The sequence below is a fragment of the Aeromonas sp. sia0103 genome (assembly GCF_963895295.1).
In the GTDB taxonomy this organism is placed as follows: domain Bacteria; phylum Pseudomonadota; class Gammaproteobacteria; order Enterobacterales; family Aeromonadaceae; genus Aeromonas; species Aeromonas encheleia.
On the sequence record NZ_CAWQKG010000022.1, the window covers coordinates 95,668 to 118,306 of the forward strand.

Consider the following 22,639-nt stretch of genomic DNA (forward strand, 5'->3'; position numbering starts at 1 on the left):
GGCACCATCAGCAGAAACAAACAGAGCGCCCATGGCGCTCTGTTTGTTTCTGCATTTCGCTGGCCATTCGCGGTCACACCACCATGGGCAGGCCGGTGTCCGGGTGGTGCAGCACCTGGGCCGGGTAGCCATAGAGACGGGCGATAAGCTCGGGGGTGAGCACCTCGGTCGGGGGGCCGTCCGCCATCAGCCGCCCTTGCTCCAGCATCACCAGCCGATCGGCGTAGCGGGCCGCCAGGTTCAGATCGTGCAGCACCACCAGTACGGCGGTGTTGCGGCCGGCGAGGGCGCGCGCCATGGTGAGCAGCTGATGCTGGTACTTGAGATCGAGTGCCGAGGTGGGCTCGTCGAGCAGCAGCAGGCGGGGGGCCTGTGGCTCGTCCGGCGCTTGCCAGATCTGGGCCAGCACCCGGGCAAACTGCACCCGCTGGCGCTCCCCGCCCGACAGGCCGGGATAGAGGCGACCGGCCAGGTGTTCGACCCCCGCATGGGTCATGGCGGCCTGCACTATCTCGTCGCGACGGGCGCCGGGTTCGGCGTGGGGCAGTCGCCCCATGGCCACCACCTCCTCACACAGGAACGGGAAGCTGAGGGACGAGCTCTGGGGCAGCACCCCGAGCCGGTGGGCCAGTTCGGTGCCGGCCCAGGCCTGCCGCGCGCGGCCAAACAGGTGGATCTCGCCGTCATATTCCAGCTCGCCGGTCAGGCACTTGAGCAGCGAGCTCTTGCCCGCCCCGTTCGGGCCGAGCAGGGCGGTCAGGGTGCCGGACTGCAGCGACAGGCTGAGCCTGTCCAGGATGGGGCGCCCCCCCCGGCACAGGCTGACATCCTGGCAGTCGAGCAGGGGCGATGGGGATGATCCGGGCAAGATGACGATCTCCTGTTACAGCGTCTGGCGACTCTTGACCAAGAGCCAGATGAAGAAGGGGGCGCCGAGCAGGGCGGTGATGATACCGACCGGCAGCTCGGCCGGGGCCAGCAGGGTGCGGGCCAGCATGTCGGCCCCCAGCAGCAGGGCGGCACCGAGCAGGGCCGAGAGCGGCAGCAGCCGGACGTGGTTGGGGCCGGCCAGCAGCCGCACCAGGTGGGGAACCACCAGGCCGACGAAGCCGATCATGCCCGCCACCGCCACCGCCACGCCGACCCCGGCGGCGGTGAGCAGGATGAGCCGCCGCTTGAGGGATTGCACGTTCACTCCCAGGTGGCGCGCCTCGCCCTCGCCCAGCAGCAGGGCATTGAGGGGGTTGGCGTCGCGCATGAACAGCAGCAGCAGCGCGACCAGGGTCGCCAGTGCCAGCGCCACGTCCATCGGCTTGCCGGCGGCCAGGGAGCCCATCTGCCACAGGCTGAGGTTGCGCAGCATCTGATCGTCGGCCAGGTAGGTGAGCAGCCCGATCACAGCACCGGACAGGGCCGTGATGGCGACCCCCGCCAGCAGCATGACGGTGACCGAGGTGCCTCCCTCGCGGGTGCCCAGCAAATAGACAAGCGTGGTGGTCAGGGCGCCGCCGAGGAAGGCGAGCAGGGGCAGCAGACCGAGGCCGAGCAGGCTCTGCAGCTGTTGACCGAGGGGGGCCAGCAGCACTATGGCCAGGGCGGCGCCCAGCGCCGCACCACCGGAGACCCCTATGATGCCGGGATCGGCGAGGGGGTTGCGAAACAGCCCCTGCATCACGGCGCCACAGAGACCGAGAATGCCCCCCACCGCTATGCACAGCAGGGTGCGGGGCAGGCGGATCTCTTGCACTATCAGCAGCTTGTGCGCCTCTATCCCGCTCCCTGAGCCGGCGAACAGGGCCTGCAGGCTCTCGGCTAACGACAGGGACATGGGCCCGGTCGCCAGGGAGCCGACCAGCAGTAGCGCCAGGGCACCGCAGGTGAGGCTGAGCAGCCAGGGCAATGGCAGACGCATCATGAACCCTGCCGGATCCACTGGGCTATCTGGTTGGCCTGTTGCAGGGAGCGCAGGCTGAGGCCCCCTTGCAGGGCATGACCGTCGATGGCGTGAATGGCCCTGTTCTTGCCTGCCGGGGTGGCGGCCAGCGCCGGCACCTGGGCCAGCACGCTGTCGACATTCTGATATTGTTGCCAGTCACGGCCACTCACCAGCACCAGATCCGGCTGCAGCTCGATCAGGGATTCGGTGGAGACTGGCTTGTAGTCGTGCAGCTGGGCCACCGGGTTGACGCCGCCGGCCAGGGTCACCAGGGCGCTGGCGGTGGTGTTGCCCCCGGCTATGCTGGTGGGTTGGCCCTTGTGCAGCAGCAGGAAGGCGACCCTGAGCGGCTTGTTCTGTCTGGCCTGGGCCGCCAGCTGGTCGCTCTGGCTGGCGATGTCGGCCTTCAGCTTGGCCCCCGCGGCCGGGTTGCCCAGCAACTGGGACAGGGTATCGATCCGCTGGTTGAGGTTATCCAGCGTCGGCGCCGTGGCCATGACCTCGACCTTGACGCCGGCGCGGCGCAGCTGATCCAGTGTAGAGTTGGGGCCCATCTCGTCGCTGCCGACCAAACGGGTCGGTGCCAGACTCAGGATCCCTTCGGCGGCCAGGGCACGGTGATAGCCGACCTTCGGCAGTCCCTTGGGCTCGGGGCTGCTGACATCGGTGGCGATCAGGCTGGACTCGCCGCCCAGCGCCAGGATCAGCTCTGTGGTGGCCGGGCCGACGCTGACGATGCGCTCTTGCGCCATGGTGGACAGGGAAAGGGTGGCGCAGCTCAGCAGGCTGAGTGCGAGGGCAAGGCGACGGCCCATGCGACCTCCGAAGGGTAAATGAAGTGGAATTGCCGCCGAGAATATCAAGCCTAGATAGAAAATGCACTGATAATGAAAGCGATTATCAATTGTATTTGGGGCTCTGCTTTATTACAGTATTCGCCGCGAGACTGAGCACAAGAATCAGATCATCCAAGGGAGAACCGATGAGCATTGCACAACGCATTCATGAGCTGCTGGCACAAGATCCCGGCGCCCATCCCTCCAGCATCGCCGCCCAGCTGGCGGTCAGCGAATGGGAGGTGGTGCGCCACCTGCCCGCCGAGCTGGTGACCCTGGTACCGGGCGAGCAGGCCGAGGCCCTGCTGGCGGATCTGGCCAGCTGGGGCCAGGTGACCACCATCGTCGAGTCCGACGGCTCCATCTTCGAGGTGAAGGCGCCTTTCCCCAAGGGCAAGACGGCCCGTGGCTACTACAACCTGATGGGCCGCGATGGCGAGATGCACGGCCACCTCAAGCTCGACAACGTGGTCCAGGTGGCCCTGGTCAGCAAGCTGTTCATGGGCAAGGAGGGGCACTCCTTCCAGTTCTTCGGCCACAGCGGTCGCTGCATTTTCAAGGTCTATCTGGGACGTGACGAACAGCGCCAGCTGTTGCCGGCTCAGGTGGAGCGTTTCATGGCCCTGCGCCGCCAGTATCAAGAGGAAGTCAAAGCATGAGTGAACGTCAGGAACGTCTGCAGAACCGTCTGCAACCGGAGATCCGCGAGTTTCGTGACGGTTGCCGTACCCTGCAGCTCGCGACCGTGGACAGCGAAGGCAACCCCAATGCCAGCTACGCCCCCTTCGTGCTGCAGGAGGACGGTTACTATGTGCTGATCTCCGAGATCGCCCGCCATGCCCGCAACCTGCAACAGGTGCCCAAGGTATCGCTGATGCTGATCGAGGACGAGACTGGTGCCCGCGAGCTGTTCGCCCGCAAGCGTCTGACCTTCGATGCGGTGGCCGAGGTGGTGGCGCGGGATGACGAGCGCTGGAGCCAGGCGATTGCGGCCCTGGAGGGGCGCTTCGGCGAGATCGTCAAGGGGTTGTCCAACCTCAAAGACTTCGTGCTGTTCCGCCTCAAGCCCGAGCAGGGCCTGTTCGTCAAGGGCTTCGGCCAGGCGTTCCGGGTCTCCGGCGACGAGCTGGTGGACTTCGTACACCTGGTGGAAGGCCACAAGCGCGTCGACAACGGCGCCGAGCTGACCAGCGAGACCGACGCACCGGTCTGATGCTGGACTCACGAGATGCAAAACGGGCAGCCTGGGCTGCCCGTTTTTTTATGGGTTTGAACCGTGCTGACTCAGTCTTGCCAGGAGGCCAGATTGGGGAAGCCGAGCCGATCGGCCTGGGTGGCGGTCTCGTTGCACTCGCCCCGGATCTTCCAGGAGGTCTGGCTGAGGACTATGTAGCCACTGTGGCAATACTTGCGCTCGGCCAGCGTCTCGGTCAGCTGCTCGTCCTGCAGGGCCTCGCGGCGCTCCAGCAGGCTCTTGCTGTTGCGGCTGAGCCGGCTGTCATCGTCCTGCAACCGGCTCGGCAACTCCTCGAACGGGGCGGCCTCGAAGGTGAAGCGCTTGCTCCCCTCTTCGTTGATATGGGTGCGAAACAGGGGCGCAGGGCCATCCGGTGCCACCCCCGGCAATCCGGAGCAGGCCGTGATCGCCGGTAACAACAGCACAAGGGCAACGGCAGACAATAGACGCACACAAGACTCCAATCAGGTGATCACTTCAAGGCGGGCAGCTTAGCACGCCAGCGCAGGCTGAGCCGCCTCGAGCAACTGATCCGTGGTGAGCAGGGTCACGCTTCTGCCCTCTGGCAGGCTGAGGTGCTGCCACATCCAGTTGTGGTGCTCGATGATCTGGGCCGCGCTCAGGTGGGGACGATCGGCGGTGGTGTGACCATCGTTCAACACCAGCACCTCAAAGCCATGAGCCGCGGCACTGCGTACCGTGGTATCGACGCAAAAATCGGTGTTGCTGCCACAGAGGATCAGCCTGTCGACGGCCTGCTCGGCCAACAGGAAGGCCAACTCGGTCTCGAGGAAGCTGTCGCACGCGGTTTTGCGTACCCGGCTATCCCCCTTGGCGGGTTGCAGACCCGGGTGAAGTTGCCAGCCGGGGCTACCGGGCTCCAGCTCGTCCCCTGGCAGGTCGTCATGCTGGATGTAGATGACCCGGCCATGATGCTGTCTGACATGGGCCGCGGCCCGGTTGATGTTGGCCAGTACTTGTGGTTGCTGGTGATGGGTCGCTTTCATGACCCCTTGCTGCACATCGATGATCAGTAACACATCCATATTTTACCCGCCGTATCCTGGAAGATTAGGGTTGCAGCCATTGGCTGCAGTCACGGCTGCGGGATTGATGCAGCGCACCCATATCTTGCTTCATTTCATCGGCATTTAGCCAGCGTTCCGGCAGGGGAGAGATCTTGACCCTGATCTCGGCGCTGCGCCCGGCGGGAACCTTGTCATCCGGTTGCGATCCTGTCTCCGGCACTATGAGCGCCACCTTGAGCGCCGGGTTGCGGCTGGCGATGCGGCTCGCGATCCCGAGCCCCCCCTCCACGTGGAAGTTGCCGGCGATGTGCATGATGCGCCGACCCTGATGCTGTTTGAGGTAGTCGACCATGCTCTCGGCCATGGTGTCGTCCCAGCTGGTCTGGGCGGCGAAGCGGCGGGCGTTGCCGTCGGCATCCCCATGATGCATCGAGGCCATAAATTTCTGGCGGTAGGGATCATCGCTGAGCGTGAGCTCGCGGGCGAGCTGGCTGCGACGGTTGGCGGGGAGCTTGTCGAGCCACTGTGGCCCCTCCTGACCGACACAGCTGACCAGCGGCTTGGGGGCGTTGGCTGCGATGACGCTCAGGCGCTGCGCCTTGGCGAACTCCACCAGTGGGCGATAGTCGCTCGGGTAGTTGGGCCAGGCGTGGCCCTCGCGGATCAGCGTGGACTCACCGATGCGCCCGGCCAGATAGGCATCCAGCACGGGTTGATCGGCGCGGCTGAACTGCTCCATGGAGAGCACCAGAGCCCGACCATCGGCCCGGGATGTCTCGGCCAGACCCGCCAGCAGGTTTGCCTGCAACAGGTGCACGGCCGGGTGGGTATGCAGTTCGCCCACCAGCACTATGTCGGCGTCAGCCACCCGCTCCAGCGCCTGCGCCAGGCTGAGTGGCTGCTCGCTCTGCCCTTCGCTGAGTTGATAGTGATAGAGGGTCCGGGGCGCCTCGCTCTGCGGCGGGGTGGCGCAGGCGGCCAGCAACAGGGGCAGGGCGAGCAGGGGCAGTCGTCGAGTCATGGCAATCTCACAGTGGACGAGGCGCTGTGCCATACGATGGCAGCATGGCGAGCAGGAAAAAAGAGGGGGCCAGTGTAAAACCTAACTGAGACAAAGTGAAATGAGAATGATTCACTTTATTATTGATCTTTATCGCTGGCTGAGTAATATGCCCACGGTTGATAATAATTCTCAATAAGGACTTTGCAGTGGCGCACAACAACACCCCCTCACTAATTGCCCTCGCCGTGGCGGCCGGCCTCGTTTCCCCGGCCTTCGCCGCAGACAAGAAAGCCGATGAAGTCATGGTCGTCAGCGGCTCCAGGATGGAGCAGAAGCTGGAAGATGTCTCAGGTCCCATCGCCGTCATCACCGCCGAACAGATCGAAGAGCAGGTCGTCAGCAACGTCGCCGACTTGTTCCGCTACGAGCCGGGTGTGAGCGTGCAGGGTGGGGCGGGGGATGCCCAGACCTTCACCATCCGTGGCATGAGCGAGAACCGGGTCAAGGTAGTGCAGGATGGGGTGCGCCAGAACGACGCCTACAAGAACGGCGGGGTCGGCCAGACCTATTTCGATACCGACATGATCAAGCAGGTCGAGGTGGCCAAGGGGCCGGCCTCCGCCGCTTACGGCTCGGATGCGCTGGGTGGCGTCATCGCCATCACCACCAAGGATGCCGGCGACTTCCTCAAGGGCAGGGACAGCTATCTGGATGCCACCACTGGCTATGCCTCCAGCAGCCACCAGAACATGGCCGGCTTCACCGGTGCCCTGCGCACCGGCGAGTTCGAGAATCTGCTGCGCTACACCTGGCGTGATGGCGGTGTGACCCAGAACTATGACGGTGACAAGGACGAGTTCGACATCCTCAGCCAGGCCGTGCTGTTCAAGAGCAAGTGGAATGTCAGCGACGATCAGTTCCTGAAGCTGACCGTCGACTACTTCACCGAAGGGCAGGATCCGGATGCCGTCGACCTGACCAAGGTGGGCTCCATCTTCAAGCAGCCGATCACCGACAAGGACACCGACAACCTCTCCCTGGTGCTGGATCACGGCCTGGCCCTGAACACCGCCTGGGCCGATCGCATCGACAGCAAGCTCTATTACACCCGCACCAAGCAGACCCTGGATCAGTACGCCTCCTCCAAGTACCCGGTCAAGCCGAACAACCCCTATGTGACCAAGACCTCCCTGGATCACAACGGCTTCAAGCAGGAGAGCCTGGGTGCCCAGGTGAAGTTCAGCAAGGCGCTCGACAGCCAGCGCCTGGCCTGGGGTGTCGAGTATGAGCACACCGACAACGAGCGTACCCGCTTCAAGGCGCCGGCCACCCCGGGCGACTTCGTCGGCTACAGCGAGCTGAGCTTCCCGTCCACCACCAGCGAGCGCAGCGCGCTCTGGGCCTTCGACGAGATCAAGTTTGGCGAGCGCTGGGTGCTGACCCCGGGTGCCCGTTACGACTACTACCGGATGACCCCGGACGAGGATCCTGCCTACACCGGCGAGAACCTGCAGAAGATCTCCGAGGGAGAGTTCTCCCCCAAGCTGGGTCTGGTGTTCAAGGCGCACGAGGCGGCCAACCTGTTCGCCCAGTACAGCCACGGCTTCAAGGCGCCCATGTATGACAGCGCCTTCTCGACCCTGAACCATCAGGCGTACGGCTATCGCATCGAGCCGAACCCGAACCTGAAACCCGAGAGCAGCGACGGCATCGATCTGGGGGTGCGTGGCAGCGCCGGCGGCTTCAGCTACGAGGTGGCGACCTTCTACAACAAGTTTGACGACTTCATCGAGATGGTGCAGATCGGCTCTGAAGGCCGTACCGCCATCTACCAGTACCAGAACCTGGACAAGGCGACCACCAAGGGGGCTGAGGTCAAGGCCGATTACTGGTTGAACGACGTGGTCAACCTCTGGGGCAACCTGGCCTATATCGACGGCAAGGACGGGGATGGCAACTACATCAACAGCCTGAGCCCGCTCAACGGCAGCCTGGGTGTGCGACTGGAGCAGCCGAACTGGAACATCAACACCGCCCTGCGCTTCGCCGACGACATGGACAAGGTGCGCAAGGATGCCAGAGGCAACGACAACATCAAGAGCGCCGGCTGGGGCGTGGTGGATATCTTCGCCCAGTTCAAGCCGATGGAGGATCTGCAGCTCAACGTCGGGGTCTTCAACCTGTTTGACAAGGAGTACGCCAGCTACGAGAGCATCACCGGCCTGAGCGCCACCAGCAGCACCAGCAACCTGACCGAGCCGGGCCGCAACCTGAGCGCCCGCGTCAAGTACGTGTTCTGATACGCAAAGTGACAGTGATGAAGAAGGGGCCGGATGGCCCCTTTTTTTATGAACGAAAACGGCGCCGTGCCCGCCACAAAAAAGAAACCCGCACGAGGCGGGTAGAAGGATTGCAACACTAACCAGGAGGAGGTGTTATTCAGTAGACCGGGGTATGTGACAAAGGTTCAACTTTATTGATATTTATGATTTTTACTGCCCGCTACCCCAGGGGATCCCCGCGCCAAAATCGGTTATCATTTGTCCCCCATGCACCTTGGTCGAGTCCCTATGCCCGCCTTCTCCTGGTTAGCCCTGTTCTTCGGCGCCTTCTACTTCGTCTACGGCGCCTATCTGCCGTTCTGGTCGCTCTGGCTGGAGGGCATAGGGGTGAGCGCCGAGCAGATCGGACTGTTGCTGGGGGCCGGGATGGCGATCCGCTTCGCCGGCAACCTGCTGGTGATGGGCCAGATCAAGGGGGCCAGCCACCTGCTGCCGGTCACCCGGCTGCTCTGTCTGCTGAGCCTGCTGGCCTTCCTCGGCTTCTACCTCAGTCACAGCCTCTGGTGGCTGGTGCCGCTGACTCTGGTGGCGAACTTCATCTACCCGACCCTGATGCCGGTGGGGGAGGCGCTGGCCACCCGCATGGTGGTGCAGGCCCACCTCGACTACGGCAAGGTACGGCTGTGCGGCTCCTTTGCCTTCATCGTCGCCTCCACCCTGGTCGGCGCCCTGGTGGGCAACTTCGGCAGCGACTGGGTGTTGCACTCCATGGTGGCGGGGCTGCTGGCGATGCTGGTGCTGAGCTGGTTGCCGCTGCAGCCGTCGCCCCAGGATCGCCAGGGAGAGCGGGCCAAGGCGTCGCTGCGGGACACGCTGCGATCGGCTCCCATGCGCCGCTTCCTGCTCATCACCGCCCTGCTGCAGGGCAGCCATGCCGCCTATTACGGCTTCAGCGCCATCTACTGGAAGGCGGCGGGCTACAGCGGCACCACCATCGGCTATCTGTGGGCGCTGGGGGTGGTGGCGGAGATCGGCATGTTTGCCGCGGACAAGCGCTTCCTCAACCGCTTCGGGGCCCAGACCCTGTTCCTGGTGGGGGCCGTCGGCTGCGTGGTGCGCTGGAGCCTGCTCGGTGCCTCCAGCGAGCTGCTGGTGCTGGTGCTCGGCCAGCTGCTGCACGCGGTCACCTTCTGCGTCAGCCACCTCGGCGCCGTGCGCTTCATGACGCGCCAGTTGCCCGCCGAGCAGCTGATCCCCGCCCAGGCACTCTATGCCGCGCTCGGGCTCGGCATGACGGTGGCGGCGCTGATGACCCTGTGCGGCCTGCTGTTCGAGCCGCTGGGGGGCGGCATCTTCTTCATCATGGTGCTGGTGGTGCTGCCGGTCTTCGTCCTGCGCCTGCGCGGGCCGGCCGAGGGGACGCCGGCATGAGTGACGCTCGCCGCGGAGCATGACAGGGGCCCGCCGTCTCTCTAGACTGGCGGGGCTTTCAACACATCTGGACAAGGGAATTATGTAGATGCACCAAGGATGGCTGCTGATCGGGTTGTCGCTCGCCTATCTGGGATTGTTGTTCCTGATCGCCTTCGTGGCGGACAAGAACAAGCGCCGTCGCCTCAAGGGGCAGCCCCTGCTCTACAGCCTGTCGCTGGCGGTCTACTGCACCTCCTGGACCTTCTTCGGCACCGTCGGCCAGGCCAGCGAATCCCCCTGGTCGCCGGTGCCCATCTACCTCGGCCCCATGCTGGTGTTCCTGTTTGGCTGGCGCCTGCTGGCCCGCCTCATCCTGGTGGCCAAGCGCGAGCACATCACCTCCATCGCCGACTTCATCGCCGCCCGCTATGGCAAGTCCCAGCGCCTCGCCATGGTGATCAGCCTGATCGCCATCATGGGGATACTTCCCTACCTGGTGCTGCAGCTCAAGGCGATCGTCACCGGGCTGGATCTGCTGATGGCCAACTCTGTGCCCGTCGGTACCCTGGGGTCGACCGCCAGCAGCAGCGCCGGGCTGGCCCTCGGCGTCGCCCTGCTGCTGGCGCTGTTCAGCATCTTGTTCGGCACCCGCAACCTGGATGCCACCGAGCATCACCGCGGCATGGTGGTGGCCATCGCCTTCGAGTCCGTGGTCAAGCTGCTCGCCTTCATGGGGGTGGGGGGCTTCGCGCTCTGGCTCATCATCGCTAAGCCGAGCCCGGTCCGCAGCCAGGTGATCGACGATTTTCTCGATGCCGTGGTGGCGGTCACGCCGGGCAGCCTGCTGGAGCTCGCCATCTATACCCTGGTCGCCATGTGCGCCGTCATCTGTCTGCCGCGCCAGTTCCATGTGACTGTGGTGGAGAACAACCAGGGTCAGGATCTGCACTGGGCACGCTGGCTGTTCCCGCTCTACCTGTTCCTGATGGGGCTCTTCATCTGGCCGCTGGCGCTGGCGGGCAAGCAGTGGGTCGGGGCCGGCATGGCCTCCGATACCTATGTGATCAGCCTGCCGATGTCGCTCGGCTACGACGGCATGGCGATGCTGGCGTTTCTCGGCGGCACCTCGGCGGCCACCGGCATGGTGATCGTCTGCACCATCGCCCTGGCCATCATGGTCAGCAACGATCTGGTGCTGCCGGTGCTGCTGCGCCGCTTCTGGCAGCAGGGGCGGGACGAGCGGCTGGTGCGCCTGCTGCTGCAGGTACGCCGTGGCGCCATACTGCTGATCCTGCTGGCGGCCTGGACGCTCTACCTCTGGCTCGGGGATCTCACCAGCCTGTCGCGCATCGGCTACCTGTCGTTTGGCGCCGTGGCCCAGTTCGCCCCGGCGCTGTTGCTCGGTCTCTACTGGCGCCACGGCAACCGCAAGGGGGTCTACCTTGGCCTCGCGCTCGGGGTCAGCCTCTGGTTCATCACCCTGCTGGCGGAGAGCGGCCTGCTGGCGGGCTCACCGCTGGAGGCGCTGCTGGCGCCCCCCGATTGGCCCGCGTTCCGGGATCTGAGCCTGGGTGCCTGGTGCATCTTCCTGAGCCTGCTGCTCAACCTGCTCGGCTACGTGGCGGGCTCCCTGCTGTCGCGGGCGGCGGTGAGCGAGCGGCTGCAGGCGGCGAACTTCGTCGGCAAGCCGAGCCGGGATACCACTGCGCTCTATCAGGCGCGGGTCTCGGTCAAGGAGCTGGAGATGCTGGCGGCCCGCTTCGTCGGCTCGAGCCGGGTCAAGCGCGCCTTCGGTCGCTTCGCCGGCGAGCGCGGCGGCACCCTGGCGCCCCAGATGCAGGCGTCGGCGGAACTGATCGCCCACACCGAGCGGCTGCTGGCGGGGGTGTTCGGCACCTCGTCCGCCCGGCTGGTGCTGGCCTCGGCCCTGCAGGGGCGCAACATGCAGCTCGAGGAGATTGCCACCATAGTGGACGAGGCCTCAGACGTGTTCCGCTTCAACCGGGGGCTGCTGCAGGGGGCCATAGAGCACATGGGACAGGGCATCTCGGTGGTGGACAGGGAGCTCAAGCTGGTGGCCTGGAACCGGCGCTACATAGAGCTGTTCCACTACCCGACCGGTCTCATCCAGGTGGGGCGCTCCATCGAGGAGATCATCCGCTACAACGCCGAGCAGGGGCTGTGCGGTGCGGGCGAGATCGAGGCCCATGTGGCGCGGCGGGTCGCCTTCATGCAGCGTGGCAGCCCTCATGTCTCGGCGCGGGAGCGGCCGGATGGGCGGGTGATCGAGATGCAGGGCAACCCCATGCCGGCCGGCGGTTTCGTGATGACCTTTACCGACATCACCCCGTTCCGGGCGGCGGAACGGGTGCTGCGCGAAGCCAACGAGCACCTGGAGGCGCGGGTGGCCGAGCGTACCCACGAGCTGTCCGAGCTGAACCGCCAGCTGCTCTCGGTGAACCAGCAGGTGGAGCGGGCCAATCACTCCAAGAGCCGCTTCCTGGCGGCGGTGAGCCACGATCTGACCCAGCCGCTGAACGCCGCCAAGCTGTTCACCTCCTCCCTGCTGGAGATGCTGCCCCAGGCGGGGGAGCAGGCCCGCATCGCCCGCCACATCGACGATGCCCTGGGGGCGACCGAGGATCTCATCACCGATCTGCTCGACATCTCGCGGCTAGAGGCGGGCAAGTTCAAGGCCAGGAAGCTCGATTTCGCCCTGAGCGACGTGTTCGACAACCTCAAGGCGGAGTTCGGGGTGCTGGCCCAGGCGAGCGACATCCAGTTCTCGGTGGTGGAGAGCAGGCTGGCCGTGTACAGCGACGTGCGCCTGCTGCGGCGGGTGCTGCAGAACTTCCTCACCAATGCGTTTCGCTACAACCCGGCCGGCCGGGTGCTGCTCGGCTGTCGCCGGCTGGGGGACAAGGTGCGCATCGAGGTGTGGGACAACGGCCCCGGCATTCCCGTCGACAAGCAGGAGGCCATCTTCGACGAGTTCTCCCGCCTCGATCACTCGCGCACCGCCAGGGAGCAGGGACTGGGGCTGGGGCTCGCCATCGCCCGCGGCATCTCGCTGGTCCTGGGCCACCCGCTCTCCCTGCGCAGCTGGCCGGAGGCGGGCTCGGTGTTTGCCATCACCCTCAACCTCGCGACCCGGCCTGTGACGCCCGTGCTGGTGGCGGCGCCCGCCCCGCGCGACAGTCAGCTGGAGGGGGTCAGGATCCTCTGCATCGACAACGAGGACGATATTCTCACCGCCATGCACTCCCTGCTGGGGCGCTGGGGCTGCGAGGTGCGCTGCGCCCAGAGCCTGGTGCAGGCGGAGGCGCTCATCACCGATGGCTTCCAGCCCCAGCTGGTGCTCTCCGATTATCACCTGGATGACGGCAAGACCGGGCTGCAGGCGCTGCACATGATCCGGCTGGCCCATGGCAACGGCATCGGCGGCATCATCATCAGCGCGGATCGCAAGAGCGAGTTGCAGGCGCAGATCCGCGAGCACGGTTACGGCTATGTCAGCAAACCGGTCAAGCCGCTCAAGCTGCGGGCGCTGATGAACAGCTTGCTGTTACCTGTACGCTGATCAGATTGTCGGGGCCAGGACAGTGAGCCAACTCACAGAATTAATCGCCGACAGGCCGAGTCGGGAGTAATCACTTCATCTACTTATTGGGGGTGTTGCGGGCGGTTCTCTGCATAATCGCGGCCAACTAGCAATAGTGAGTCCCATTCACTGTCATTTTTACTAGGTGGCGCGGGTCACGCGCTCATCTATAGTCATTCGGCGATTATTTTCATCGCAAATCAAGTTGTGCAAAAAAGGCAAACCGGATGAAAGTCCGGGACGCAAAGCCTCCGGTCTAAGGGTCAGAGTACCTAGGATAGCGGGGCCACCACAGGTTGTTTCGTCCATGGGCCAAGCCATGGTGCGATGTCGTCTGCGTTACCTGGCCGGTTGCGTTGCCTTTTTTCGTTGTTTATTCCAAAAACGAAAAAGGATGTTCACCTATGTTAAGTCCAAAACCTTCCCTGCTGGCGCTCCTGGTCGGGGGGCTCTGCACCACCTCCGCCTTTGCCGCGCTCCCCGGTAAACCCACCATCGGCTGGGGCGAAACCAAGTTCGCCATCGTCGAGGTGGATCAAGCCGCCACCTCCTACAACAAGCTGGTCAAGGTCCACGCCGATGGCGCCCCGGTCAGCGTGAGCTGGAACCTCTGGTCCGGCGAGCTGGGCCAGACCGCCAAGGTGCTGCTCGATGGCTACGAGGTCTGGTCCGGCGCGGCCTCTGCCGCCGGTACCGCGAACTTCAAGGTGACCAAGGGGGGGCGTTACCAGATGCAGATCGCGCTCTGCAACGCCGAGGGTTGTACCCTCTCCGACAAGAAAGAGATCCTGGTGGCCGACACCGACGGCAGCCACCTGGTGCCGCTCAAGGCGCCGCTGCAGGAGAACAACAAGCCTTACGCCAACAAGTCCGGCAAGGTGGTCGGTGCCTACTACGTGGAGTGGGGCGTCTATGGTCGCAAGTTCACCGTGGACAAGATCCCGGCCCAGAACCTGACCCACATCCTCTACGGCTTCACCCCCATCTGCGGCGGCAATGGCATCAACGACAGCCTCAAGGAGATCTCCGGCAGCTTCGAGGCGCTGCAGCGCTCCTGTGCCGGGCGGGAGGACTTCAAGGTCTCGATCCACGATCCCTGGGCCGCCATCCAGATGCCGCAGGGCAGCCTCTCCGCCTTTGACGAGCCCTACAAGGGCAACTTCGGCAACCTGATGGCGCTCAAGAAGGCCAACCCCGATCTCAAGATCCTCCCCTCGGTGGGGGGCTGGACCCTGTCCGATCCCTTCTTCTTCTTCGGTGACAAGAGCAAGCGCGACCTCTTCGTGGCGTCCATGAAGGAGTACCTGCAAACCTGGAAGTTCTTCGACGGGGTGGATATCGACTGGGAGTTCCCGGGCGGCCAGGGGGCCAACCCCAGCCTGGGTGGCCCGAACGATGGCGCTACCTATGTGGCGCTGATGAAGGAGCTGCGCGCCATGCTCGATGAGCTGGAGGCCAGCACCGGCCGTCAGTACGAGTTGACCTCGGCCATCAGCGCCGGTGGCGACAAGATTGCCAAGGTCGATTATCAGGCGGCCCAGCAGTACATGGACCACATCTTCCTGATGAGTTACGACTTCAGCGGCGCCTTCGACCTGCAGAATCTGGCCCACCAGACCAACCTGTTCGCATCCAGCTGGGATGCCAACACCAAGTACACCACCGACAAGGGCGTCAGGGCGCTGCTCGGCCAGGGGGTCACCCCGGGCAAGATAGTGGTCGGGGCGGCCATGTATGGCCGTGGCTGGAGCGGGGTGAACGGCTACCAGGCCGGCAATCCCTTCACCGGCAGTGCCACCGGCCCCATCAAGGGCACCTGGGAGAATGGCGTGGTGGATTACCGCGACATCGTCAACAACCGCATGGGCGCCGGCTGGGAGCAGGGCTATGACGAGACGGCCGAGGCGCCTTACGTCTTCAAGGCCAGCACCGGCGAGCTCATCAGCTTCGACAACGACCGCTCGGTCAAGGCCAAGGGGCAGTATGTGCTGGCCAACCAGCTCGGCGGCCTGTTTGCCTGGGAGATCGATGCCGACAACGGCGACATCCTCAACGCCATGCACGAGGGGCTCGGCAACGGGGACGGCGGCACCCTGCCACCGGTCAACAAGCCGCCGGTGGCCAATGCCGGCAGCGATCTGAGCGCCACGGGTCCGGCCGAGGTAACGCTCAATGGCAGCGCCTCTCATGATCCGGAAAGTGGCGTGCTGACCTACAGCTGGAAACAGGTCTCGGGCCCGCAGACCAGCCTGCTCGACGCCACTCAGGCCAAGGCCCGGGTGGTGCTCGATGGGGTCAGCGCCGACATCAACCAGGTGTTCGAGCTGACCGTCACCGACGATCAGGGCCTCAAGGCCAGCGATCAGGTGGTGCTGACCAACAAGGCGCCGCAGCCGAACCTGCCACCCGTGGTAACGGTGCAGGACAAGGTCTCGGTGCAGGCGGGCAAGCAGCTGAGCATCAGCGCCAGCGCCACCGATCCCAACGGTGACAGCCTGAGCTATCAGTGGACTGTGCCGGCCGGTCTCAGCGCCAGTGGCCAGAACAGCAAGACCCTGGTGGTGACGGCCCCGAGCGTGACGGCCAACACGGATTACGAGCTGATCGTCACTGTGACCGACGGCGCCCTGGACAGCCAGGGTCAGATCCGCCTCACCGTGACCCCGGTCAGCGGGGGCGGCGAGTGCAATGCCACCGACCCGGACGCGGTCAACTGGCCCGCCTGGAAGGCCGCGACCACCTACAACGGGGGGGAGAAGGTGAGCCACAACCAGCTGGTGTGGCAGGCCAAGTACTGGACCCAGGGCAACGAACCGAGCCGCACCGCGGATCAGTGGAAGCTGATCAGCCAGGTACAGCTCGGCTGGGATGCCGGCGTGGCCTACAACGCCGGAGACCTGACCACTCACAACGGTCACAAGTGGAAGGCCCAGTACTGGACCAAAGGCAATGAGCCCGGCAAGCACGATGTCTGGCTGGATCAGGGCGCAGCCAGCTGCCCTTGATCCACAAAGGGGCGCGCGCCGCGCGCCCCTTTTTCCCATCGCAACGAGGAGGCGGTTCGCCATCGGCGGACCGGCTGCGTTGCGCCGCAGGCACCAGGGTGCGCTGCGGTCGAAATTGAAGGATGTATGCAATGATAAAAACAAGAAAAATGAACAGCCTGGCGCTCGCCATGCTGGCCGTGGGAACCGGCGCTATGGCACAACAGAATTCCATCACCGGGGAGTGGCGCATGGATCAGGCGCCACCACGGATCTACAACCAGCAGGCCTGGGTCAATAACTTCGCCCTGCAACTGCCGCTCGGGGCGACCTTCGCCCCCCACATGACCGCCTGGGACGAGAACGATGGCGATCTCAGCGCCCGTATCAAGCAGCTCGGCACAGTGAACACCCAGCAGGTCGGCAACTATCTGGCCAAGTACGAGGTGCGCGATAACGGCTTGCCCGATGGGAATGGTTATGTGGGTGTGGGGGCAGGCACCACCACGTTTTCATTGCCCGTCACCGTCTATGATCCCGCCGTGGCCATCCCGAGCGAAACCCAGCAGTTGGGTACCCTCTGGCAGGAGGCCGCCATGGCCGCGGGCATCCTGAAGTTTGGCCCCGGCCAGAGCCTGAGCCGGGACATCAAGGTGGCCTCGTCCGGGCATCCCCTGAGTGGGGGTGCGCTGGAGATCACCCTGTTCAGGGTGCAGGAGGGGCTCTGGGGCGGCAACAACCGTCAGTTCAGCCTGCGCCTCACCGACAAGGAGAGCGGTGAACTCGCCTACGAGGGCGGCATCCTGCTCGGTTCGGGCAAGCAGTTGACCCCGACCGCCCCCATCAAGCTGCGGGCCGATCGGGACTATGAGTTCCGCCTGACCTATGTCTCCGGCCCGAGCGAACAGGGCTTTCGTGCCAACGAGGAGAACGAGCTCTGGTTGACGGCCGAGGGGCAGCAGACGCGGGAGGCGAACCCCTATGCCCAGGTGCTGCCCGATCCGGCCAACAAGCTGGCCTTCGACCCGGGCTTGGGCTCTGACATGAAGCAGAAGCTGCTCAGCAGCCGGGGCGAGCCGGAGGCGCTGTTGATCGGCAAGGTGCCGGGCCCGCAGCCGGTGACCCTGAGTTATCGCATCGCCAACCTCGCGCTGGCGAGCCTGCAACTGGTGCAGGGCGAGACCCAGGATCGGCTGCAACTGCAGGGGCTGGCGGCGGGGGAGACCTGGCTCGAGATCCTGGCAGATGATCGGCTGGTGGAGCAGGTGCGGCTGTTCATCACAGCCCCCAAGGAGGTCAGCGTCTCCTACAGCTATATCGCCTTCCCCGGCGAGCGCCAGAGCCACCTGTGGGACGACGGCGCCACCATCATGGCGGACATGAGCCGCCGCTATGCCCCCTACAACATCAGCCTCAGCTGGGTAGACAACGGCGTGCTGGTGCACGAGTGGGACAAGAATGGCAATGGCCAGTCCAACGAGGCCGACCGCTCGGAGAAGGAGGCCCCATTTAATGAGGGCTGGATCCCGAATGCGGATCGGGTCTTCTCCAACCTCTATGTGCTGCGCGCCTACAAGGATGACGCCAGGGTGTGCAGCAGCATGGGAGGGGCCTCCTCCATCGGCATGGGCGCCGACAGCGGTGCGCCGCGCGCGGGCTACCGGAGCGCCTGCCCTGGCAACCATGCCGTCTATGGTCAGTCGATCACCCTGAGCCACGAGCTGGGCCACAACCTGGGGTTGTGGCACACGGGAGACGAGCCTTATCGGGAGAGCAACCTCATGACCGGAGGCCGCTTCGAGGGGGTCTTCTTCGGTTACCAGTGGCGCACCATGCACCAGACCATAGAGGCCAGGATAGCGGCCGGCGATGCCGGGGTGAGCGAGCGCAATGACGAACCCGAGCTGCCGCCACCCGCCACCAATCAGCCCCCCTTGGCCAACGCCGGTGGCGATATGAGCACCACGGGCCCAGCCGAACTGGTGCTCGACGGTGCCGCCTCCTTGGATCCGGAGAACGGTGCCCTGCGCTACCACTGGCAGCAGGTCGCCGGCCCGCAGGCATCGCTGAGGGATGCCGAGCAGGCGCAAGCCAGGCTGAGCCTGGGCACAGTCGCTCAGGATACCCAGCTGGCGTTCGAGCTGCGCGTCACCGACGAGCAGGGGCTGGCGGCCGTGGATCGCATGGTGGTGAGCCACCAGGCGCCACCGCCTAACCTGCCGCCCGTGCTGGTAGCGCTGGCACCCGCCTCGGTGCAGGCGGGCCAGCAGCTGAGCCTCACCGCCAGCGCCACAGATCCCAACGGTGATGCGCTCAGCTACCAGTGGACTGTGCCGGCCGGCCTCAGCGCCAGCGGCCAGAACAGCAAGACCCTGGTGGTCACGGCCCCGAGCCTGAGTGTGGCGACCGAGTATGAGCTGACCGTCACTGTGACCGATGGCGCCCTGGATGCCCAGGGTCAGACCCGGCTCACCGTGACGCCGCTCGGCGGTGGCGGCGAGTGCAATGCCTCCGATCCGGCCGCGGCCAACTGGCCCGCCTGGCAGAGCGGCAAGGTTTACAACGGCGGTGACAGGGTGAGCCACAACCAGCTGGTGTGGCAGGCCAAGTACTGGACTCAGGGCAACGAACCACGCCGCGCCGCCGATCAGTGGGCGCTGCTCAGCCAGGTACAGCTCGGCTGGGATGCCGGCGTGGCCTACGGCGGGGGAGAGCTCAGCACCCATAACGGCCGTAAATGGAAAGCCAGGTACTGGACCAAGGGCAACGAGCCCGGCCGGCACGCTGTCTGGCAAGATCTGGGGGCGGCCAGCTGCCCCTGATCCCCAGGGGGTGTGCGCCGCACACCCCTTTCCCCACCGTGGCATCCCGGCAAGAGCGCCCTCAGGCCGCTCCCGCACGGGGCACGGATGTGGCGGGTGACCCCTTCGCTTGCAAGATTCCTACAACAGGGCATGTGGACATGCCCCATCACCATGAGCACCACGACAATGAAAATAACCCACATAGCCAGCCTGATCATGACGACGCTGGCGAGCGGCCCCCTGCTGGCCGCGGTTCAGGCTCCTACCGTTCAGGCACCCACGGTTCAGCTATTCAATACCCAGCCCGCGCTCAACGATCTGCAAGGCACGCTGGCGGCGCAGGTGCAGTTTGCCCAGAGCCAGATCCTGCCGTCTCATGCCGTCGAGGGGGACAACCAGCCAAGGCTGACGGCCCAGCGCAAGAGCCTGCTGCTGGTCAGACCCCAGCAGGCCGAGAGCGGCGTGCCGATGACGGTGACGGCGCGAGATGGCGCGGGGCAAACGCTCGGCACCCTGGCCCTCAACCCGCCTGAGCAGTTGCCGAAGACGGCCTATTACCTCGACGGTTCGCCGGAGGAGGGGGTCGACTTCACCCCTGGGGCCGGCACCACCAATGTCATTCGCAGCAGCGCCGAGCTGGCCCGGCTGAGCGATCCGGCCGGGGCCTTGCTGCTCGAGCGGTTGGGGCAACACGCCCTGGTGGAGATCCAGACCGCCGACGGCCAGTGGGTCAAAGAGATGCGGCTGCCGAGCGGGGCGGCGCTGGAGGGCAAGATGGTGCGCACTCGCTCCAATGCCGGTTATAACTCGACCGTCTATTACAGCGGTCGCCAGGTGACGCTCTCCCGTGGCCAGACCCTGCAGTTCAAATTCGTCGGGGGCCAGTGGATCCGGGACGGGGAGCTTGAGAACAACGGCATCCGCTATGCGAGCGACGCCTGGAGCGCCGTGCTGCCCGCCGACTGGATCCGGCCAGGCCTGGCCTTGCAACTCAGCCAGGGGACTCTCAGTGGCGAGCTGACGGATCTGCAGATCGGGGCCCCGAGTGAGCTGATCATTCACACCATAGACCTCGGCATGCTGACCACACCGCGCGACCAGTTTGCCTTCGCCAAGGATCCCGAGGCCCATCGCGAGTACTTCCAGACGGTGCCCACCAGCCGGCTGATCGTCAGCCAGTATGCCCCCTTGTCGCTGCCTGAAGTCATGCTGCCGGATGGTACCCTGCTCACCGATTTCGATCCCAGTCAGGGCGGCTGGCACGAGGGCACCATGCGCCAGCGCATCGGCAAGGAGCTCATCTCTCTGGGCATCGACAACGCCAACTACGGCATCAACAGCACCGCCGGCGAGGGGGAGAGCAGTCATCCCTATGTGGTGGCGCAGCTGGCGGCCCACAACAGCCGCGGCAAGTACGCCAACGGGGTGCAGGTGCACGGTGGCTCGGGCGGGGGCGGCATAGTCACCTTGGACAGCTCGCTCGGCAACGAATTCAGCCACGAGGTAGGCCACAACTATGGCCTCGGCCACTATGTCGGCGGCTTCCTGGGCTCGGTGCACAGAAGCGCGGACGCGGTCAACTCGAGCTGGGGTTGGGATGGGGATCGCAACCGCTTCATCCCCAACTTCGGGGTCGCCCGCACCGGCCAGAGCACCTGCCTAGACGGTCAGTGCCAGGCCCCCTTCGACGAGCACCCGTTCGGCTTCGACGCCATGGCGGGTGGGGCGCCCTTCTCCAGCTTCAACCGCTTCACCCTCTACAGCCCCAACTCGGCCGCCATCATCCAGCGCTTCCTCGAGAGCAAGGCGGTGTTCGATGCGGCCTCGCCGACCGGGTTCAGCAAGTGGAATGCCGCCACGGCCAATATGGAGCCCTACCAGCACAGGGTCGATCTGCTGGAGCAGATCACCGCGCCGGTCAGCGACTTGAGCGAGGCGAAGCTGACGGCCCTGCTGGCGGAGTACGATCTGGTCAGGGTCGCCATGGGGGATGGCAACTGGACGCGCAACATCCAGATGCCGCCCGCGGCGACCGGGAATGCGGGCCGCATCCTGACCGTCGAGCACGGCGCCGCTTACAACAGCACCCTCTTCATCAACGGTCAGCAGATCACCGTCTCCCGTGGCTTCAAGAAGAGCTACACCTCGGATGGCAGCCGCTGGAACGAGGGGCCGCTGGTGGATCTGCGGGTGCCGCGCAAGCCGCAGGCATTCGGGGTGCCGGTGACCACCCTGGTGGGTTATTACGATCCTCGCGGGCTCTTGCCCAGCTATATCTACCCGGCGCTGCACGGCGCCTATGGCTTCAGTTATGGCGATGACACGGGGCGGGTGGCGGAGCGCGACTGCCAGCTGCAGGTGGAGACCCGCGATGGCCTGCTGCGCTTCCGGCTGGCCAATCACCGCCTCAATGGCGGCGTGATGAACAAGTTTCACATCAACCTGCCCACGGCCAGCGAGCCGAGCAGCGCCGCCGTGATCTGCGCCGGCCAGGTGCGGGATCAGGCGTCGATCCCGGCGGCGGGCGAGGCGCTCTCCTTCACCGTCAACGGGCGTCCTCTCGAATGAGGCGCATCTCCCTCGTTCCCGTGGGGATCTGCCTGTGTCAGCGGCGCTGTCGATGTGCATGCCCGTGAAATAAAAAAGGCCCGTCAGGGCCTTTTTTCATGGGGGAGGGGATGCGCTTAGAGCGGCTTCTGCCACAGGCCCAGCAACACATCCTGCTCCAGCTCATCCGGTCCCTGATGGGTGAAGGCGTGGCGCTGCTCACCGCCGGCCCGCCAGCCGAGGCGGCTGGTTTCCAGGATGTGGCCGCGCAGGCCCTGATCCATGGTCATGGAGAACTGGCAGCGCTGCTGCTCAACCGGGTTGAGGCCCGCCAGGGTCGGCCAGCTGAGGGGATGCTCCATGCTCACCGGGTTGAGGCTGACCCTCAGCTGCCACTGGTGGCGGGGGCCCGGCTGCAGGTAGAGCAGATAGCCGCCCGGCGCCAGCCAGCTGACCAGCTGCTCGGTCTTGACCTTGAGATCGTTGACCAGCAGCACCTGGGCCGTGCCGGCTTGCAGCGGGGCGCGGGCCGGATCGGCGATGACGAAGTGGCCGTCCGGCTGCGCCTTGTTGGCGGCGAAGATGGCGTTCTTGGCGAGATCGATCCCGCCGAAGCGCCAGCCGGGCAGGCGCTCGGCCAGGGCGCGGCAGTAATAGCCCTCGCCGCAGCCGAGGTGGATCAGCTCATGAGTGCCGAGCGGTGCCAGCAGGGCACTCATCGCCTCGATCAACGGCAGTTGGTGGCCCTGTTCCAGGAAGTGGCGCTTGGCCCGCATCAGCATGCGGCTGTCGCTGTCCTTGGGATCCTTCTTGCCGGGGATGAGGTCGAGATAACCCTCGGGCGCCGGGTCAAAATGGTGTTTGTTGTCGCAATAGACCCCGCGGGAGGCTTCGTGAAGATGCAGGGGGCTGCGGCACAGGGGGCATTGAAGATGCATAGGCGTAGGTACTCTCTTGGCGAAGGCCAT

Annotated in this window: 15 protein-coding genes and 1 riboswitch; of the genes, 8 read left to right on the forward strand and 7 right to left on the reverse strand. The window is 65.1% G+C overall.

Annotated features, from left to right (window positions below; all coding sequences use genetic code 11):
- Nucleotides 1–73: 73 nt before the first annotated feature.
- Genes AACW18_RS08885 through AACW18_RS08895 form a run of 3 tightly spaced genes read right to left on the reverse strand, consistent with a single transcriptional unit; the run spans nt 74 to nt 2,751 of the window.
- Nucleotides 74–868 carry a heme ABC transporter ATP-binding protein gene (locus AACW18_RS08885; RefSeq protein ID WP_218388421.1) on the reverse strand — a complete coding sequence of 265 codons (795 nt, stop codon included), beginning with the start codon at nt 866–868 and terminating at the stop codon, nt 74–76.
- A gap of 15 nt (nt 869–883) precedes the next feature.
- A complete protein-coding gene (locus AACW18_RS08890; protein WP_218388422.1) occupies nt 884–1,915 on the reverse strand; it encodes a FecCD family ABC transporter permease in 1,032 nt (343 codons plus the stop codon).
- A complete protein-coding gene (locus tag AACW18_RS08895) occupies nt 1,912–2,751 on the reverse strand; it encodes a heme/hemin ABC transporter substrate-binding protein (protein WP_218388423.1) in 840 nt (279 codons plus the stop codon). Before AACW18_RS08895 ends, AACW18_RS08890 begins: the two co-directional genes overlap by 4 nt.
- A gap of 167 nt (nt 2,752–2,918) precedes the next feature.
- On the opposite strand from AACW18_RS08895, the gene hutX reads away from it, so the two are divergent.
- Nucleotides 2,919–3,431: a heme utilization cystosolic carrier protein HutX gene (hutX, locus tag AACW18_RS08900; RefSeq protein ID WP_218291762.1), complete on the forward strand. Its 513-nt coding sequence runs from the start codon at nt 2,919–2,921 to the stop codon at nt 3,429–3,431.
- Entirely contained in the window at nt 3,428–3,985 is a 558-nt protein-coding gene (gene hutZ / locus AACW18_RS08905) for a heme utilization protein HutZ (protein WP_042654216.1), read from the forward strand. Before hutX ends, hutZ begins: the two co-directional genes overlap by 4 nt.
- Nucleotides 3,986–4,056: 71 nt before the next feature.
- On the opposite strand, the gene AACW18_RS08910 is transcribed toward hutZ, so the two are convergent.
- From AACW18_RS08910 to AACW18_RS08920, 3 genes are read right to left on the reverse strand one after another with little or no spacing between them, the layout of a single operon-like run.
- Nucleotides 4,057–4,461 carry a hypothetical protein gene (locus AACW18_RS08910; protein ID WP_042654215.1) on the reverse strand — a complete coding sequence of 135 codons (405 nt, stop codon included), beginning with the start codon at nt 4,459–4,461 and terminating at the stop codon, nt 4,057–4,059.
- A gap of 39 nt (nt 4,462–4,500) precedes the next feature.
- On the reverse strand, nt 4,501–5,055 hold the full coding sequence (locus tag AACW18_RS08915) for a cysteine hydrolase family protein (protein WP_163137114.1): 555 nt from the start codon (nt 5,053–5,055) through the stop codon (nt 4,501–4,503).
- 25 nt (nt 5,056–5,080) lie between these two features.
- Nucleotides 5,081–6,058 (reverse strand): ChaN family lipoprotein, encoded by a 978-nt coding sequence (locus AACW18_RS08920; RefSeq protein WP_218388424.1) that lies wholly within the window; start codon nt 6,056–6,058, stop codon nt 5,081–5,083.
- Nucleotides 6,059–6,246: 188 nt separating this feature from the next.
- Here AACW18_RS08920 and AACW18_RS08925 point away from each other — a divergent pair, with 188 nt between their 5' ends.
- From AACW18_RS08925 to AACW18_RS08950, 6 genes are all read left to right on the forward strand, one after another.
- Complete coding sequence (locus tag AACW18_RS08925; protein WP_218329738.1) at nt 6,247–8,340, forward strand: TonB-dependent hemoglobin/transferrin/lactoferrin family receptor; 2,094 nt, start codon at nt 6,247–6,249, stop codon at nt 8,338–8,340.
- 270 nt (nt 8,341–8,610) lie between these two features.
- The gene (locus AACW18_RS08930; protein WP_218388425.1) at nt 8,611–9,753 is read left to right on the forward strand and encodes a 3-phenylpropionate MFS transporter; all 1,143 of its coding nucleotides are present in this window, start codon (nt 8,611–8,613) and stop codon (nt 9,751–9,753) included.
- Nucleotides 9,754–9,841: 88 nt separating this feature from the next.
- Nucleotides 9,842–13,315: a hybrid sensor histidine kinase/response regulator gene (locus tag AACW18_RS08935; RefSeq protein ID WP_218388426.1), complete on the forward strand. Its 3,474-nt coding sequence runs from the start codon at nt 9,842–9,844 to the stop codon at nt 13,313–13,315.
- A gap of 228 nt (nt 13,316–13,543) precedes the next feature.
- A riboswitch (cyclic di-GMP riboswitch) is annotated at nt 13,544–13,630 on the forward strand.
- 110 nt (nt 13,631–13,740) lie between these two features.
- Nucleotides 13,741–16,341 (forward strand): glycosyl hydrolase family 18 protein, encoded by a 2,601-nt coding sequence (locus AACW18_RS08940; RefSeq protein ID WP_218388427.1) that lies wholly within the window; start codon nt 13,741–13,743, stop codon nt 16,339–16,341.
- 131 nt (nt 16,342–16,472) lie between these two features.
- Entirely contained in the window at nt 16,473–19,142 is a 2,670-nt protein-coding gene (locus AACW18_RS08945) for a PKD domain-containing protein (RefSeq protein ID WP_256351826.1), read from the forward strand.
- Nucleotides 19,143–19,310: 168 nt separating this feature from the next.
- Nucleotides 19,311–21,692, forward strand: a complete 2,382-nt coding sequence (locus tag AACW18_RS08950; protein ID WP_371317028.1) for a M66 family metalloprotease — start codon at nt 19,311–19,313, stop codon at nt 21,690–21,692.
- A 116-nt stretch (nt 21,693–21,808) separates the two neighbouring features.
- Here AACW18_RS08950 and AACW18_RS08955 read toward each other — a convergent pair whose 3' ends face one another.
- Nucleotides 21,809–22,609: a putative RNA methyltransferase gene (locus tag AACW18_RS08955; RefSeq protein WP_218291769.1), complete on the reverse strand. Its 801-nt coding sequence runs from the start codon at nt 22,607–22,609 to the stop codon at nt 21,809–21,811.
- Between the last annotated feature and the right edge of the window lie 30 nt (nt 22,610–22,639).